The sequence below is a fragment of the Bradyrhizobium genosp. P genome, assembly GCF_049949265.1.
Classification (GTDB): Bacteria; Pseudomonadota; Alphaproteobacteria; order Rhizobiales; family Xanthobacteraceae; genus Bradyrhizobium.
Genome location: NZ_CP188195.1, coordinates 4,627,295 through 4,643,482 on the forward strand (window position 1 = coordinate 4,627,295; position 16,188 = coordinate 4,643,482).

Annotated in this window: 17 protein-coding genes; 15 read left to right on the forward strand and 2 right to left on the reverse strand. The window is 63.0% G+C overall.

The window, feature by feature from the left end; translation table 11 throughout:
- Positions 1–11: 11 nt before the first annotated feature.
- The 13 genes from chrA to ACP2YO_RS22415 all read left to right on the forward strand — a co-directional run bounded on the left by chrA (position 12) and on the right by ACP2YO_RS22415 (position 13,171).
- Positions 12–1,190: a chromate efflux transporter gene (chrA, locus tag ACP2YO_RS22355; RefSeq protein ID WP_426442727.1), complete on the forward strand. Its 1,179-nt coding sequence runs from the start codon at positions 12–14 to the stop codon at positions 1,188–1,190.
- A gap of 22 nt (positions 1,191–1,212) precedes the next feature.
- Entirely contained in the window at positions 1,213–1,347 is a 135-nt protein-coding gene (locus ACP2YO_RS22360; RefSeq protein WP_426442728.1) for a pentapeptide repeat-containing protein, read from the forward strand.
- 520 nt (positions 1,348–1,867) lie between these two features.
- Positions 1,868–2,917: a cysteine synthase A gene (cysK, locus tag ACP2YO_RS22365; protein ID WP_426442729.1), complete on the forward strand. Its 1,050-nt coding sequence runs from the start codon at positions 1,868–1,870 to the stop codon at positions 2,915–2,917.
- A 231-nt stretch (positions 2,918–3,148) separates the two neighbouring features.
- Positions 3,149–4,243: a HoxN/HupN/NixA family nickel/cobalt transporter gene (locus ACP2YO_RS22370; protein ID WP_426442730.1), complete on the forward strand. Its 1,095-nt coding sequence runs from the start codon at positions 3,149–3,151 to the stop codon at positions 4,241–4,243.
- Positions 4,244–4,728: 485 nt separating this feature from the next.
- The gene (gene glyA / locus ACP2YO_RS22375) at positions 4,729–6,030 is read left to right on the forward strand and encodes a serine hydroxymethyltransferase (protein WP_426442731.1); all 1,302 of its coding nucleotides are present in this window, start codon (positions 4,729–4,731) and stop codon (positions 6,028–6,030) included.
- Positions 6,031–6,054: 24 nt separating this feature from the next.
- Positions 6,055–6,537 (forward strand): transcriptional regulator NrdR, encoded by a 483-nt coding sequence (gene nrdR, locus ACP2YO_RS22380; protein ID WP_426442732.1) that lies wholly within the window; start codon positions 6,055–6,057, stop codon positions 6,535–6,537.
- Positions 6,534–7,697, forward strand: coding sequence for a bifunctional diaminohydroxyphosphoribosylaminopyrimidine deaminase/5-amino-6-(5-phosphoribosylamino)uracil reductase RibD (gene ribD / locus ACP2YO_RS22385; protein ID WP_426442733.1), 1,164 nt, complete (start codon positions 6,534–6,536; stop codon positions 7,695–7,697). Before nrdR ends, ribD begins: the two co-directional genes overlap by 4 nt.
- Entirely contained in the window at positions 7,698–8,306 is a 609-nt protein-coding gene (locus ACP2YO_RS22390) for a riboflavin synthase (RefSeq protein ID WP_426442734.1), read from the forward strand.
- 76 nt (positions 8,307–8,382) lie between these two features.
- Positions 8,383–8,874 (forward strand): 6,7-dimethyl-8-ribityllumazine synthase, encoded by a 492-nt coding sequence (gene ribH / locus ACP2YO_RS22395; protein WP_426442735.1) that lies wholly within the window; start codon positions 8,383–8,385, stop codon positions 8,872–8,874.
- 2 nt (positions 8,875–8,876) lie between these two features.
- The gene (gene nusB / locus ACP2YO_RS22400; protein ID WP_426442736.1) at positions 8,877–9,371 is read left to right on the forward strand and encodes a transcription antitermination factor NusB; all 495 of its coding nucleotides are present in this window, start codon (positions 8,877–8,879) and stop codon (positions 9,369–9,371) included.
- A 154-nt stretch (positions 9,372–9,525) separates the two neighbouring features.
- A complete protein-coding gene (gene thiL, locus ACP2YO_RS22405) occupies positions 9,526–10,527 on the forward strand; it encodes a thiamine-phosphate kinase (protein WP_426442737.1) in 1,002 nt (333 codons plus the stop codon).
- Between the two features lie 220 nt (positions 10,528–10,747).
- Positions 10,748–12,868: a sodium-translocating pyrophosphatase gene (locus ACP2YO_RS22410; RefSeq protein ID WP_426442738.1), complete on the forward strand. Its 2,121-nt coding sequence runs from the start codon at positions 10,748–10,750 to the stop codon at positions 12,866–12,868.
- A 147-nt stretch (positions 12,869–13,015) separates the two neighbouring features.
- Positions 13,016–13,171: a hypothetical protein gene (locus ACP2YO_RS22415; protein WP_426442739.1), complete on the forward strand. Its 156-nt coding sequence runs from the start codon at positions 13,016–13,018 to the stop codon at positions 13,169–13,171.
- Between the two features lie 550 nt (positions 13,172–13,721).
- Here the strand turns inward: ACP2YO_RS22415 and ACP2YO_RS22420 are convergent.
- Positions 13,722–14,075, reverse strand: a complete 354-nt coding sequence (locus ACP2YO_RS22420; RefSeq protein ID WP_426442740.1) for a hypothetical protein — start codon at positions 14,073–14,075, stop codon at positions 13,722–13,724.
- 188 nt (positions 14,076–14,263) lie between these two features.
- Positions 14,264–14,740: an outer membrane protein assembly factor BamE gene (locus tag ACP2YO_RS22425; protein ID WP_426442741.1), complete on the reverse strand. Its 477-nt coding sequence runs from the start codon at positions 14,738–14,740 to the stop codon at positions 14,264–14,266.
- A 137-nt stretch (positions 14,741–14,877) separates the two neighbouring features.
- On the opposite strand from ACP2YO_RS22425, the gene ACP2YO_RS22430 reads away from it, so the two are divergent.
- Both ACP2YO_RS22430 and ACP2YO_RS22435 read left to right on the forward strand, forming a co-directional pair.
- Positions 14,878–15,429, forward strand: coding sequence for a ubiquinol-cytochrome C chaperone family protein (locus ACP2YO_RS22430; protein WP_426442742.1), 552 nt, complete (start codon positions 14,878–14,880; stop codon positions 15,427–15,429).
- A complete protein-coding gene (locus ACP2YO_RS22435; RefSeq protein WP_426442743.1) occupies positions 15,426–16,034 on the forward strand; it encodes a YceD family protein in 609 nt (202 codons plus the stop codon). Before ACP2YO_RS22430 ends, ACP2YO_RS22435 begins: the two co-directional genes overlap by 4 nt.
- The last annotated feature ends 154 nt before the right edge of the window (positions 16,035–16,188 follow it).

Sequence of the window (16,188 nt, forward strand, 5' to 3'; positions counted from 1 at the left end):
GGGTATAGGTAATGACGACGACCACGACAACCGAGCCGGGCCACATGGGCGAACTGGTGCGCTATTTCCTGCGGCTCGGTTGTCTCGGGTTCGGCGGACCGGTGGCTCTCGTTGGCCAGATGGAGCGCGAACTCGTCGACGGCAAGAAGTGGCTCACCAAGGAGCAGATGCGCGAGGCCATCGCGATCTGCCAGTCTCTGCCTGGACCGCTCGCGATTCAGGTCGGCGTCTACATTTCCTATCTCCGCGGCGGCTTCTGGGGCGCATGGGCCGGCGGCTGGGCTTTCATCCTGCCGAACTTCATTATCGTCGCAGCGCTGGGCGCGCTCTATGTCTATCTCGGCGACCTGAAGGCGGTAACCGCGATCTTCTACGGGGTAAGCCCGGCCGTCATCGCGCTCATTCTGCATTCCTGCTACCGCCTCGCCAAGCTCGGGATGGAAGACTACCTGCAGTGGGGGATCGCGGCGGTTTGCCTCGTGGTCACCGTTGTTCTTCAAGCTGAAGTCGCGCTGCTGTTCATCGGCGCGGGTATCGTCGGCATTCTCTACTACGGCAATATCTTCCGCCGCCGTCCACCGGTGGCCCTGGAGATCGCGACGTTGCCGGTTCTCGCGCAGCTTGCCCCGACCGCCTCGAACTCGATCCTCGGAAAGCTCCTGCTGTTCTTCCTCAAGGCGGGTTCGCTGACCTTCGGCAGCGGACTTGTGATCGTGCCGTTCCTCGAGCAGGGACTTGTGCAGCAGTTCGGCTGGCTCGATGAGCGGCAATTCCTGATCGCGGTCGCGATCGGGATGATTAGCCCCGGTCCGGTCGTGATCACCGCGACCTTTGTCGGTTATCTCGTCGCAGGCTTTTGGGGCTCGCTGGTCTCGACCATCGGCATCTTCCTGCCGTCCTTCCTGCTGGTGCTGATCGCAGCCCCGCTATTGGCGCGGCACCGCGCCAACCCGAACGTGCAGGGGTTCGTCAAGGGGGCCTATGCGGCCGCAATCGGAACGATCCTCGGCGCCTGCATACTACTCGGCCGCATCGCGATTGGCGATTGGTTGACCGCCCTGATCGGAATCGTGTCGCTCGCCATCCTGTTCCGGTGGAAGGTCAGTAATCCGCTGCTGATCGCGGCGACCGCCGCCGTCGGGCTTATCGCGTACCCGATCCTGCAACCGACATGGGTGATGGTGCACTAGATCGGGTCTTAGGATAGCCAACTTGCGCGAAGCTGATCTCTATTGGGCAATTCTATTTCGTGCTGACTTAAGGGGAGCCCATCTTCGGGAGGCAAATCTGTGCGGCGCCGATCTAAAGGAAGCAAACCTCGAAGGAGCCGGTCCGGACTTCGGCTGAGGCAAATTCAGACATTTTCGCAAATTGGTCGAAATTTCGGAAACAGCTTTGATGGTATTTAGTCGGGCCGTGGTAGACTGCTCCGGATGAGAAATTGAGACACCTTTTATGGACGCGAAATCCGCCCTACAGTTTAAGAAGCACACAGATATGGTAGTCAGGGAGCTATCCTTGGCATTGGTCCTTGCTGAAGGAGCCTCCGCAACGGATGAGTTTCTGAGACTGAGGACATCAGTTGGCGATATTATCGCTCGTGTGGACAGTATGCTCTACGAGACCATCTAAAAAGATCATCCCGATCTGGATGAAACAAAATAGTATTGCAGCTGTGCGAGGGTTGCGCGAAGCCGGGCTACCCGAAGGTTGAGTGTCCTCTTCAGCACGCCCTTCCGCCAACGCATGATCCTTGCAAGAACGATTTGAACCCAGCAGGTCAAGACAAGACACAATTTAGAAAGCCACGACTTGTTAGAAAGCCGCGACTTGGAAACCACGGAAGCCGCACATTGGGAGAGTGAGCATGGGGCAAAAATACCGAAATATTCTCGAGACGATCGGCAATACGCCGGTGGTGAGGATCAACCGCCTGGCGCCGCCGGACGTGAATCTCTTCGTGAAGATTGAAGCTTTCAATCCCCTGGGATCCGTCAAGGACAGATTGGCGCTGGGCGTCATAGAAGCCGCCGAAAAGTCTGGCGAGCTGAAGCCTGGCCAGACCGTCATCGAGGCGACGAGCGGAAATACCGGAATCGGTCTTGCGATGGTTTGCGCCGCCAAAGGATACCCGCTCGTTATCACGATGGCAGAAACCTTCAGCGTCGAAAGGCGCAAGCTCATGCGGTTCCTGGGAGCGAAGGTGATCGTGACCCCCGCTGCAGAACGCGCCGTCGGCATGATCAACAAGACGATTGAACTCGCCAAGGCTCACGGGTGGTACATGACCCGGCAATTTGAGAACGAAGCAAATCCCGAAATTCATTCACGTACCACCGCTCGGGAAATCCTTGACGATTTTGCCGGAGAGCAGCTGAATTATTGGGTGACCGGTTATGGAACAGGGGGAACGTTAAACGGGGTCGCCCGGGTTCTGGCCAAAGAGAGGCCTGAAACCAAGATCATCGTTTGCGAACCTGCCGATGCTCAATTGTTGGGAAGCGGAGTTGCGCAGTCGCGCAACCCGGACGGCACTCCGGCGGCGCCACATCCCACGTTCAAGCCACATCCAATGCAAGGCTGGACACCGGATTTCATCCCGAAAATTGCCGACGACGCCGTAGCGATGAAGGTCATCGACCAGATCCTTCCGATATCTGGAGCCGATGCCATTCGTTGTAGCCGTGACCTGGCGACCCATGAGGGCATCTTCGTCGGTATTACGTCGGGCGCCACCTTCGCCGGCGCGCTAAAAATTGCCGGCGAAGCTCCCAAGGGAGCCAACATTCTCTGTATGCTTCCAGACACCGGCGAACGATATCTGAGCACGCCTCTGTTTGCGGACGTATCGGCAGACATGAACGAGGCAGAACTCGAGATTTCGCATTCCACGCCAGGAGCCCAGCTCAAGGCCTGAGCCATCCTTTCGGTGTCCCGGTCCAGGCGCACCCGCGCGGCCGTGCTCGATGAGTTGGCTTCGATTACGACAGCGGCCGCCGCTTCGGCAAGCCGATTGCTTGACATGGATCGCGGTGGATTCGGTGTGACATTCAGATTGAATGATCATACGTAACTCGCTACCGTCCGCTTGCAAGCTGCTGAACTCGGGGAGCGTCATGCAGGGACATGAAGGTGCGCCACGCAAGTAATGAGTGAGTTCGTAGCCCCAGGCAGCAGCGAGCGGGCGCTGCCTCTGCGAATTTTCGACGACGAGCCGGCGGAGGCCAAGGGGAAGGCGTATCTTCTTGGCGCGCTTCTGGTCCTCGTCAACGTCGCGGTCTGGCTGTGGGCCTATGTCAGCTTCCGCGAACATCCGCTGCTGCTCGGGACGGCGTCGCTCGCCTACACGCTCGGGCTTCGGCATGCCGTCGATCCCGACCACATCGCGGCGATCGACAACGTCACGCGCAAGCTGATGCAGGATGGCAGGCGTCCGGTGACCGTGGGCCTGTTCTTCGCCTTGGGCCATTCGACGGTCGTGATCGCAGCCTCTCTGCTGGTTGCGCTGTCCGTCGGCATGCTCGAGGCAAGGTTCGAGGGTTTCAGGGCATTTGGAGGCGTGATCGGGACGGGGGTATCGGCGGCCTTCCTGCTGGTGATCGCTCTCGTCAACACGGTGATCCTGATCTCGGTCTATCGTGCCTTTCAGGCCGTCCGACGCGGTAATGACGTCACCGAGCATGAACTTCACGACCTGCTGCAACAGCGCGGCTTTCTCGCCAGGATGCTGCGGTCGCTGTTCGCCGTCATCACCAAGAGCTGGCAGATGTATCCGCTCGGCCTGCTGTTCGGCCTGGGTTTCGACACCGCGAGCGAGATCGGCCTGCTCGGAATTTCGGCGGCGCAAGGCTCCGCCGGCTTGCCTGTATGGGCGATCCTGGTGTTTCCGGCGCTGTTCACCGCCGGCATGTCGCTGATCGATACCGCCGACGGCATCATGATGGTGCAGGCCTATGGCTGGGCGTTCGCCCAGCCCGTGCGCAAGCTCTATTACAATCTGACGATGACCCTGATTTCGATCATCGTCGCGTTGCTGATCGGCGGCATCGAGGCGCTCGGTCTGATTGCGAGCAAGCTCGAGCTCCAGGGACCGTTCTGGGATTTCATCGGCAAGGTCAGTGATGATTTCGGTCTGCTCGGATATCTCATCGTCGGGGTCTTCATCGCCGCATGGCTGATCTCGATGCTGGTCTTTCGGCTGGGCCGGTTCGATGAGGCCGGAGGCGAGCGCCGCGCCAGATAGTGCCTGCGATGACAAGGCTCGCACGAGGCCGTCAGGCTGCTGAAAAGCCCGCTCCGGCGGGTGGTATCCTCAACGCAACGTTGGCGGAACTCTTCTTCCGGAGTGGCAATCCAGGCGATCGAAGCAGCAGAGACGTCCAGCACGTGAACCGCTCCCGCGGCATCTGGCCCCCAGGACACGGTACTGAGCGGGCAGTATGTCCGCCCACGCGGCAAGCTGCGCGAAGGGGAGCTCCTCTGAAAGAAAATCCGATCGGTTCGGTCCCATTCCGCGATCATGAAAGACTGGCGGCTCCATGGCAAGCTGAGGCCCCGCGCGGCTGGCAATCCCGTCATCCCCACCATATCTGGCATAATTGGCAGCAGGGGACCGCAACCGCTTGGCCATTTTGGGTCGATGTGGTAACCGTCGGGGACCGCTTCGACCGCCACTCGTGACCGTCCGCACCTGGCTTTAGGGCTTGCGGCGGTGGAGATATTTCGCCGATGACCTCTTCGCCCAACGCCGCTTCCGCGCCCGATTCCTTCTTCACGGCGACCCTTGCCGAGGCCGATCCCGAGATCGCAGCCGCCATCAAGGGCGAACTCGGCCGGCAGCGCCACGAGATCGAGCTGATCGCCTCCGAGAACATCGTCAGCCGCGCCGTGCTGGAAGCGCAGGGCTCGGTAATGACCAACAAATACGCGGAAGGTTATCCGGGCGCGCGCTACTATGGCGGTTGCGAGTGGGTCGACGTCGCCGAAAACCTGGCGATCGACCGTGCCAAGAGGCTGTTCGGCGCCGGCTTTGCCAACGTGCAGCCCAATTCCGGCAGCCAGATGAACCAAGCGGTGTTCCTGGCGCTGCTGCAGCCCGGCGACACCTTCATGGGCCTCGATCTCGCCGCCGGTGGCCATCTCACCCATGGCTCGCCGGTCAACATGTCCGGCAAATGGTTCAAGGCCGTGCATTACACCGTGCGCCGCGACGACCATCTGATCGACATGGATGAAGTCCAGAAGCAGGCCGAACAAGTCAAGCCGAAGCTGATCGTCGCCGGCGGCTCGGCCTATTCGCGCGCCTGGGATTTCAAGCGCTTCCGCGAGATCGCCAACTCGGTCGGCGCGTATCTCCTAGTCGACATGGCGCATTTCGCCGGTCTCGTCGCCGGCGGCGTGCATGCCTCGCCGGTGCCGCACGCTCACGTCACCACCACCACCACGCACAAGTCGCTGCGCGGCCCGCGCGGCGGTCTGATCCTCACCAATGACGAGACGCTCGCCAAGAAGTTCAACTCGGCGATCTTCCCCGGTTTGCAGGGCGGCCCGCTGATGCATGTCATCGCCGCCAAGGCGGTGGCCTTTGCAGAAGCGCTGCGCCCGGACTTCAAGGTCTACGCCAAGAACGTGGTCGAGAACGCCAAGGCGCTGGCGGAGACGCTCCGGAGCCACGGCTTCGACATCGTCTCCGGCGGCACCGACAACCATCTGATGCTGGTTGACCTCAGGCCGAAGGGGTTGAAGGGCAACGCCTCCGAGAAGGCGCTGGTCCGCGCCGCCATCACCTGCAACAAGAACGGCATCCCGTTCGACCCGGAAAGGCCGTTCGTCACGTCCGGCCTTCGCCTCGGCACGCCGGCGGCGACCACGCGCGGCTTCGGCGTCGCCGAGTTCAAGCAGGTCGGCGGCATGATTGCCGAGGTGCTGAACGCGCTGGCGCAGTCGCCGGACGGCAAGGCGCCGCTGGTCGAGGCCGCGATCAAGGAACGCGTCAAGGCGCTGACCGATCGCTTCCCGATCTATCAGTAAGGTCTACACCAGAGGTCTCGTTGGATGCGCTGTCCGAGCTGCAACAGTCTTGATACGCAGGTAAAGGACTCGCGTCCGACCGAGGATTCCGCCGTGATCCGCAGGCGGCGCGTCTGCATCGCCTGCAACTTCCGTTTCACGACGTTCGAGCGGGTGCAGCTCCGCGAACTCACCGTCATCAAGCGCAACGGCCGCCGCGTGCCGTTCGACCGCGACAAGCTGGTGCGCTCGCTGCAGATCTCGTTGCGCAAGCGTCCGGTGGAATCCGAGCGGGTGGAGAAGATGGTCTCCACCATCGTGCGTGAGCTCGAAAGCGGCGGCGAGGCGGAAGTGTCGTCGGAGGCGATCGGCGAGATCGTGATGGAGCATCTGCGGCAGCTCGACGACGTCGCCTATGTGCGCTTCGCCTCGGTCTATCGCAACTTTCGCGAAGCGAGGGATTTCGAAGCCGTGCTCGACGAACTGACCAGCGAAGACGATCCGCGGGTCGCATCGTTGCGAAAATGATCTTCCGCATTCTGGAAGACCAGTTCGCTCAAAAAGCCAGAGACGCCAAGGAAAAGACCAAGGCGGCCGACCTCCGCTTCATGCAGCTCGCGCTGGCGCTCGGCCGGCGCGGGCAGGGGCGCACCTGGCCCAACCCCGCGGTCGGCGCCGTGATCGTCAAGGATGGCGTGATCGTCGGCCGTGGCTGGACCCAACCAGGCGGACGCCCGCATGCCGAGGTCGAGGCACTCAGGCGCGCCGGCGACGCCGCCCGCGGCGCCACGCTCTACGTGACGCTGGAGCCCTGTTCGCATTTCGGCCGCTCGCCGCCCTGCGCGGATGCCGTCATCGCCGCCGGTCTCGCCCGTGTGGTGTCGGCGATCGAGGATCCCAATCCGGAGGTCGCAGGGCAGGGGCACACCAGGCTGCGCGCCGCTGGCATCGCCGTGGATATCGGGCTTTGCGCAGCGGAGGCTGCACATGACCATGCCGGGCACTTCCGGCGCATCCGCGACAAGCGTCCGCATGTGATCCTCAAGCTTGCCGTGTCGGCCGATGACAAGATCGCGGCCGTCGGCCACAGGCCGGTCGCGATCACGGGCGATGCCGTGCGCACCCGCGTGCATCTGTTGCGTGCGCAGTGCGACGCGATCCTGGTCGGGATCGGCACGGTCAAGGCCGACGATCCGTTGTTGACCTGCCGGCTGCCGGGCATGGCCGCGCGCTCGCCGGTGAGGGTGGTGCTCGATCGTGCCCTGCGGATTTCGGGCGACAGCCGCCTGGTGCATTCCGCGCGCGAAACGCCGCTCTGGGTGATGACCTCTGATATGGCCGAGGCTCCCGCCGCGATGAAGCTTGGGGCGGCCGGTGCGCAGGTGATCCGCACAGCCTCGAGCGCGACGCCGCCAGGGCTCGATGTGCCGGCCGTGCTGCATACGCTGGCGGAGAAGGGCATCACGCGGCTCCTCGTCGAAGGCGGAGCCAGGGTAGCGAGTTCTTTCCTGCTGGCTGATTTCGTCGACGAAATATGGCTCTTGCGCGGACCTGCACCGATCGGCGCCGACGGCGTTCCCGCGCTGCACGCATTGCCGCTGGCCGCAATCACGCAGTCGCCGAGTTTCGAGCTTCGTGCTAGCGAGACGCTCGGAAAAGATACCCTTACGATTTACGAGCGCGCGTAAATGTTTACCGGAATAGTCACCGATGTCGGTGAAATCACCAGTCTGAAGCAGGTCGCGCAAGGGCAGCTGCACCGGATGCGGATTGCCTGCGGCTACGACCAGACCACGATCGCGGATGGCGCCTCGATCGCCTGCAATGGCATCTGCCTCACCGTGGTCGCCTCGGGTGTTGCCGGCGGCAAGACCTGGTTCGACGTCGATGCTGCCGCCGAGACGCTCGGCATGACCACGGCCAAGCGCTGGGTCGAGGGAACCAGGCTCAACCTCGAACGCGCGCTCAAGATCGGCGACGAACTCGGCGGCCATATCGTGGCGGGCCACGCCGACGGCATCGCCACCATCGTCAAGCGCGACGATCTGCCCGACATGGCGCGTTTCGAGCTGAAAACCACCCGCGAGCTGGCGCGTTTCATCGCAACCAAGGGCTCGGTGACACTGGACGGCGTGTCGCTGACCGTGAATACGGTCGACGACGTGACCTTTTCGGTGCTGATCATCCCGCATACGCTTCAAGTGACGACCCTGAGCGGCTGGAAGACCGGCAGCGAGGTCAATCTCGAGGTCGACCTGATGGCCCGCTACGCCGCGCGGCTGTCGGAGATGAAGTAAAAGCGGCCTTGGCTTTGCACGGCGCTGCGCCTAAAACGCAGCTCAAATGATCCCCAGTTCCAATTGGTGTTTGTAAATGGCTGACGCGCGGCGCGCCCCCTTGAAGGACCAGACCGACATCTCCGGCGCGCGTGTCGTGATCGTCGAGGCGCGGTTCTATGACGACATCCAGGATGCGTTGCTGGAAGGCGCGGTGGCCGAGCTGAAGGCAGCCGGCGTCAGCCACGACCTGATCACGGTGCCGGGCGCGCTCGAAATTCCGGCAGCGATCGCGATCGCGATCGATGCGGCGCAGGCCAACGGCAAGCCCTATGACGCTGCGATCGCGCTCGGCTGCGTGGTGCGCGGCGACACCATCCATTTCGAGATCGTCTCGATGGAATCTTCGCGCGCGCTGATGGACCTCTCGGTTGCCAGGAAATTCCCGCTCGGCAACGGCATCATCACCGTCAACACCGACGCGCAGGCCTGGGCGCGGGCGCGCGCCAGCGAATTGAACAAGGGCGGCGATGCGGCGCGCGCGGCGCTGGCGATGCTGCGCATCAAACGCCGGCTGGCAAAGGCCTGATCATGGCAGAGAGCAAGAAGCCGGCCAAAGGTCCCGACCGGAAAGCCAACCGGCGCGGCGCAGCAAGGCTCGCCGCCGTGCAGGCGCTGTACCAGATGGACATCGGGGGCGCCGGCCTCAACGACATCTTCGCCGAGTTCGAAAGCCACTGGCTCGGCAACGAGGTCGAAGGCGAGAAATACCTGCCGGCGGAGGCTGCGTTCTTCCGCGACGTGGTGTCCGGCGTGGTGCGCGACCAGGCCAAGCTCGATCCGCTGATCGACGAGGCGTTGCAGAAGGGCTGGCCCTTGCAGCGGATCGATGCGATCCTGCGCGCGGTGCTGCGTGCGGGCTCCTACGAGCTCGAGCACCGCAAGGACGTACCGGGCCGCGTCGTCGTCTCCGAATATGTCGATGTCGCGCATGCCTTTGTCGAGAAGGACGAGACCGGCATGGTGAATGCCGTGCTCGACCAGATCGCGCGCCAGTTTCGCAGCGATGAGTTTGTGCGGGGCTGACTGGAGCTATGCCTCACTCCGTAGCCGTCACCCTGAGGTGCCGGAGCGTAGCGGAGGCCTCGAAGGGCGGCGGCGTGGCGTGGAGGCTGCACCTGGGCCGTGCATCCTACGAGGCTCGCAAGAGGTCGCACCTCAGGATGACGGGTCTGATATCGTGACGCAGAGCGACAGACAGACCTCCGGCGAAGACTCCCTCATCGCGCGTTATTTCAGGCCGCTTGCGACCGATCCCGGTGCCTTCAATCTCGACGACGACGCCGCGTCCCTGAAGGCTATCGGCGAGGACATCGTGGTCACGACGGATGCGATCGTCGAGGGCGTCCACTTCCTCCCCAATGATCCGCCCGAGACGCTGGCGCGCAAGGCGCTGCGGGTGAACCTCTCCGACATCGCCGCCAAGGGCGCGGTGCCCGCCGGATTCGTGCTGACGCTGGCGCTGCGCGGGGCCGAGGAAGCCTGGCTGAAGCCGTTCGCGCAGGCTTTGGGCGAGGATGCCGCGCGATATGGCTGCCCGCTGCTCGGCGGCGACACGGTGTCGACGCCGGGGCCCCTGATGATTTCGATCACGGCATTCGGACGGGTGCCGGAGGGGCGGATGGTCCATCGCTCAGGCGCGCATGCGGGCGATCGCGTGGTCGTCACCGGCACTATCGGCGACGCCGCGCTTGGCCTCGACGTGCTGACGGGCGGACCGGTGGCTGCCGCGCTCGCCGGCGACGATGCGGCTCGGGAGATGCTGGCCTCGCGCTACCGCGTGCCGCAGCCGCGCAATGCCCTCGCCAGGATCCTGCGCAGCCACGCCAGCGCGGCGATGGATGTGTCGGACGGTCTCGCCGGCGATCTGGCAAAGCTTTGCGCGGCCTCCCGCGTGACGGCGGTGATCGATGTGCAGAGCATTCCGCTGTCGCCAGCGGCGTCGGCGCTGCTGGCGCGCAAGGTGATCGGCATCGAGACCCTGGTGGCCGGCGGCGACGATTACGAAATCCTGTGCGCGGTCCCGGGCAACCGCATCGACGCCTTCACCCGGGAGGCACGGCAGGCCGGGGTCGCGGTGACGGCCATCGGCGGGATCATCGCAGGCTCGTCGTCGCCAAGCTTTCTCGATGCGCAGGGCAGGGAACTGGCGCTGAAGCGGCTGTCCTACAGCCATTTCTAGAATTCCGGTCCAAGCCTGCCGATTTTCCTTCTAAATAGCTGCCGATATCGGCCTTTTCGGCCTTGGGTGGCGTTGCACAGGGGGGATGATTTTGGCAAGGTCGCGCCCGATTTGAGGCCATCCCTTTTTGGGGAGGGATGGTCCTCATGAATAAGCGCCTGCCGCGTCCTGCGGCAAAAAAGGCGCGGGGGTTACATCAAGGATCTGAGGCAAAATTCACATGACAGCATTATGGGCGATTGTGCTCTGCGGGGCGCTTTCCATCGTTTACGCAATCTGGGCGACGCAATCGGTATTGAGCGCTGACGCGGGCAATGCGCGGATGCAGGAAATCGCGGCCGCCGTGCGCGAAGGCGCGCAGGCCTATCTGCGCCGGCAATACACCACGATCGGCATCGTGGGCATCGTGATCTTCGTGGTGCTGGCCTACTTCCTCGGGATGCTGGTTGCGATCGGCTTTGCGATCGGCGCCATCCTGTCGGGCGGGGCCGGCTTCATCGGCATGAACGTCTCGGTGCGCGCCAACGTCCGCACTGCGCAGGCGGCGACCACCTCGCTCGCCGGCGGCCTCGAACTCGCCTTCAAGGCGGGCGCGATCACCGGCATGCTGGTTGCCGGCCTCGCGCTGCTCGGCGTCACCATCTACTTCATGGTGCTGGTAAAGTTCATGGGCTTCGCACCCGATAGTCGCACGGTGATCGATGCCATGGTGGCGCTCGGCTTCGGCGCCTCGCTGATCTCGATCTTCGCCCGTCTCGGCGGCGGCATCTTCACCAAGGGTGCCGACGTCGGCGGCGACCTCGTCGGCAAGGTCGAGGCCGGCATCCCCGAGGACGATCCGCGCAACCCGGCGACCATCGCCGACAATGTCGGCGACAATGTCGGCGACTGCGCCGGCATGGCCGCCGACCTGTTCGAGACCTATGCGGTGACCGCGGTCGCCACCATGGTGCTCGCGGCGATCTTCTTCGCCAAGACGCCGATCCTCGAGAACATGATGACGCTGCCGCTCGCGATCGGCGGCATCTGCATCATCACCTCGATCATCGGCACCTTCTTCGTCAAGCTCGGCGCCAGCCAGTCGATCATGGGCGCGCTCTACAAGGGCCTGATTGCTACCGGCGTGCTGTCGCTGATCGGCGTCGCGGGGGTGATCTACTACCAGATCGGTTTCGACAAGCTCGCCGGCGTCGAATACACCGGCATGGCGCTGTTCGAGTGCGGCGTGGTCGGCCTCGTCGTCACCGGACTGATCATCTGGATTACCGAATACTACACCGGCACCGACTATCGTCCGGTCAAGTCGATCGCGGCGGCCTCAGTCACCGGTCACGGCACCAACGTGATCCAGGGTCTGGCGATCTCGATGGAGTCGACCGCGCTGCCCGCGATCGTCATCATCGCCGGCATCCTCGTCACCTACAGCCTGGCCGGCCTGTTCGGGATCGCGATCGCGACCGCGACCATGCTGGCGCTGGCCGGCATGGTGGTTGCGCTCGACGCTTTCGGTCCGGTCACCGACAACGCCGGCGGCATCGCCGAGATGGCCGGCCTGCCCAAGGAGGTGCGCAAGTCGACCGACGCGCTCGATGCGGTCGGCAACACCACCAAGGCGGTGACCAAGGGCTATGCGATCGGCTCCGCCGGTCTCGGCGCGCTGGTGCTGTTTGCGGCCTATAATCAGGACCTCAAATTCTTCATCTCGGACTCCGCGAACCACCTCTACTTCAAGGGCGTCAATCCGGACTTTTCTCTGAATAACCCTTACGTGGTGGTGGGCCTGCTGTTCGGCGGCCTGCTGCCGTATCTGTTCGGCGCGATGGGCATGACGGCGGTCGGCCGTGCTGCCGGTGCGATCGTCGAAGAAGTGCGCCGCCAGTTCCGCGAGAAGCCCGGCATCATGCAGGGCACCGACAAGCCTGACTACGGCAAGGCGGTCGACCTGCTGACCAAGGCGGCGATCAAGGAAATGATCATCCCGTCGCTGCTGCCGGTGCTGTCGCCGATCGTGGTCTACTTCCTGATCTACTTCATCGCGGGCAGCGGTGCGGCCGGCAAGTCGGCGGCATTCTCCGCGGTCGGTGCCATGCTCCTCGGTGTCATCGTCACCGGTCTCTTCGTGGCGATCTCGATGACCTCCGGCGGCGGCGCCTGGGACAACGCCAAGAAGTACATCGAGGACGGCCATTACGGCGGCAAGGGCTCCGATGCCCACAAGGCGGCGGTGACCGGCGATACCGTCGGCGATCCCTACAAGGACACGGCGGGCCCGGCGGTGAACCCGATGATCAAGATCACCAACATCGTGGCGCTGCTGCTGCTGGCGATCCTGGCGCGCTGAGCGGCGAAAGCCGATCGAAACAACACCCCGCGGCGCAAGCCGCGGGGTTTTTGTTTTACGCAACCTTTAGGCCACGCCGCTTGCCGAATGGATCGGCTTCCGCCAACGATATCGGCCGAACCAGACACACAATACGGAGGTCAAACGATGTCGCTCTCGTCCGCCCGGAACTATGCACTCCGCGCCTCCAAGTCGCAGGACCAGACGGAGGCCATCGAATTGCTGTCGAAGGCGATCCTGGAACTGGCGACGTCGATGGAAACCACCGATGCCAAGATCAAGAAGATCAACAAATCGTCCTAAAGCGCGATGAGATCGGGTTAACGAGGAGACCAGACCATGCCGAGGAAACCTGCTTCGGATTGAATTCCGAACGTCTGAGTGCTGTACCAGTGAGCCTCCTCGTTCTCCGGCCGTTTGAAGGCGTTAGATACGATCGCTATTGAATTCGGGCCACCCTGCGCGCCGATCTTGGCCATCGGCAAAACGATTTGCCCCTGAACTGTTAGGCGCTACCGCCAGGGAAACGGCGGACGTTGGATAAACGCGGGGGTCACCGGCGAGCTCGACGGGAGGAGCCAGGAAACACCAGAAGACTGCCGTGTCGGCTGACTGATTGACGAGGTAGATGGTGTAGGTATCGGGCAATGTCCTTCCCCCCAGATGATAGGGGACACGCAACACGCGCTCCCTGTTGCTTTCAATGCCAAATTGCACTCGTATCGGGGCCGTGCCTGTCTATTGGATGTCGCTTGGTCAAAAGCTCGCTCCCTGCATTGATTGGGTCTTGCAGGGAGCGTGGGCATGACGCGGCCGCCCGGCAAGCCAGGCGACTTCGCGCAAGTCCGCGCGGCTACACCAGCGCGTCGGCGTGCTTGGCAAACTCCTCCTCATTGGTGAACGCAATCTCCTTCACCTTGACGACCTCGTGCTTGTTGCTGCCGATCACCACGATCTCCTTGAGGAAGGAGCCGGGGAAAGTCCCATGGACCTTGTACGGCTTCGTGCCTTTGCCCAGCGGACCGGTCCACCCCATCACCTTGATGGCCAGACCGCCGACCCACTGCTCGTCGCGGACCAGCTTGATGCCGGATGTGAAATTCGGGGCGTGCCCCTCGACGGTGACGGAGAAGAAGCCCGGTGAGCCGATGCCCGTCCAGAAATAAACGGCTTGTGCGGTATCGAAAGGTTCCGGTCCATAAAACATGAGGTATCTCCTGCTGAATTGGAGGATGCTGAGAGCGAGCCGTTGAAAAGCCGATGGCTTGATCCGGCTCGCCGCCGTCCTAGCAGGCGGGATCGCGACACACGTGTGAGTTACCTTACAAACAATCATAAATTGTTGTCGCGCGTAAGCTGACGCGTCGCCCCGCAATGCGTCCGGGACAAGCAGAGCTAGTTGAAGCTGAGCAGCTTCAACAGCGGCGTGATGTACGAGATCTCCTGACCCGAGGTCGGCGTGGTGCGGCTGACGAAATCGAAGACCTTGCCGTCCTGCAGGCCGTAATTGGCAAGCCTGCGCACCTGCCGGTTCTTGTCGAAATAGACCGCGATGACGCGCTGGTCGATCACGCGTTGGTTCATGAAGGCGACCGGGCGTGAGGCGCGTTGCGAGATATAGTAGAACACCTCGCCGTCCAGCGTCGCGACGGTGGAGGGGGTGCCCATCACGATCAGCACCTGATCCTGGCTCGCGCCGATCGGAATCTGCTCGAGCGCTCCCTGGGGCATAATGTAGCCCTTCTGGAATTGCTCGCCGGTGCACGCCGCGAGTGCGGCGCAGACGAGACCGATCGCGGCAACCGTGCGGAAGCGCGAGAATACGCCGCGCGCGGAGGCCACGCGAGACTGTGTTGGACTGCTTTCGGTCATCGGCGGAACTGATCCGTCCCCTTGCATCGCGCGAGGCGTTGACGTACCGGGCAGCTCAATGGAATGCAATATCGCTGAGCCTCCAACAGGCGAACCCTCACGGGCGAACCCATTGGGGCTCGCAGCCGGAACCCACCATGCTTTGGCCGTTCAATCACTTCAGAAAACCCCCGGTGCCCCCGCGCGGCACCATTGAGACCATCTATGGCATGATCGTGACGCAGGCGCGAGAACCGTTGTTTTACCGGGACTTGAGCGTCCCAGACACGGTTAATGGCCGTTTTGACTTGCTTCTGATGCATCTCTGGCTGGTGCTGAGGCGGTTCAAATCCGTTGAGGCCGGTTCGGACCTATCCCAGGCGCTGTTCGACCATTTCTGTACCGACATGGACGACAATCTGCGCGAGATGGGCGTCGGTGACCTCACCGTGCCCAAGCGCATGCAGGCTTTCGGCGAGGCGTTCTATGGCCGGACTGCGGCCTATGACCTCGCGCTGACCGACGGCGACGAGGCGCTGGCGCAGTCGTTCTGCAAGAACATCCTCAACGGCGCCCAGATCGAGAAGGCGCGTGAGCTCGCCACCTATGCCAGTCGCGCAATCGCGGTGCTTGCGCGCACGGACGCGGCGGCGCTGAAGCAGGGGGCGTGGAGCTTTCCCGCACCCCAGACCATGGGTGCCACGGCATGAGCGGCGATACCCCAAAGCGGCCGGGTGCCGCGCGCGATCCGTCACGTGACCCCTGGCGCGTTCTCGTCAGCGTGGCGCAGATCCCCGATACCGGGCTGCGTCGCGAGATCGACGCCGACGAGGCGGTGCGCAAGGCGATCGCCGAAATCGCCGAGCTGCGCGAGGTCATCTCGGCGCATGCGGCAATCGACCTCATGTTGAAGCGCGACGGGACTGTCCACGTCACAGGCCGGGTAGGGGCGCGGATCGGACAGACATGCGTGGTGACGCTCGATCCGATCGAGAACGACATCGACGAGCAGATCGATGTGATCTTCGCGCCGCCTGAGCAGATTCCGCAGATGGCCGACCTGGTCGACGAGGGAGAGGAAGGCGCTGTGGAGACACCAGACCCGCCGGAGCCGATCGTCAATGGCACCATCGATGTCGGCCGGCTTGCGACCGATGCGCTGTTTCTCGGGATTGATCCGTATCCGCGCAAGCCGGATGCCGTCTTTGAACCGACGGTTGAAGCACCTGATCCCCGGGATCATCCCTTTGCCGCGCTGAAGGCGCTGCAGGAGCGGCCGGGCAAGAAGCCGAACGGCAACAAGGGCGATAATTGAGGGACGATGCAGCTGCGTTGTCGCGTGACAGGTTGTCGTCTTCACTTCAGGATGTGTCACTAAGATATTGAATTATTGTGATTTTATGTAATGATGTGGCTGCGCTTCGGGAAGTTGCGTACTGCGTCGTTCGGTGGTCAAGAGGTTGTGTCGG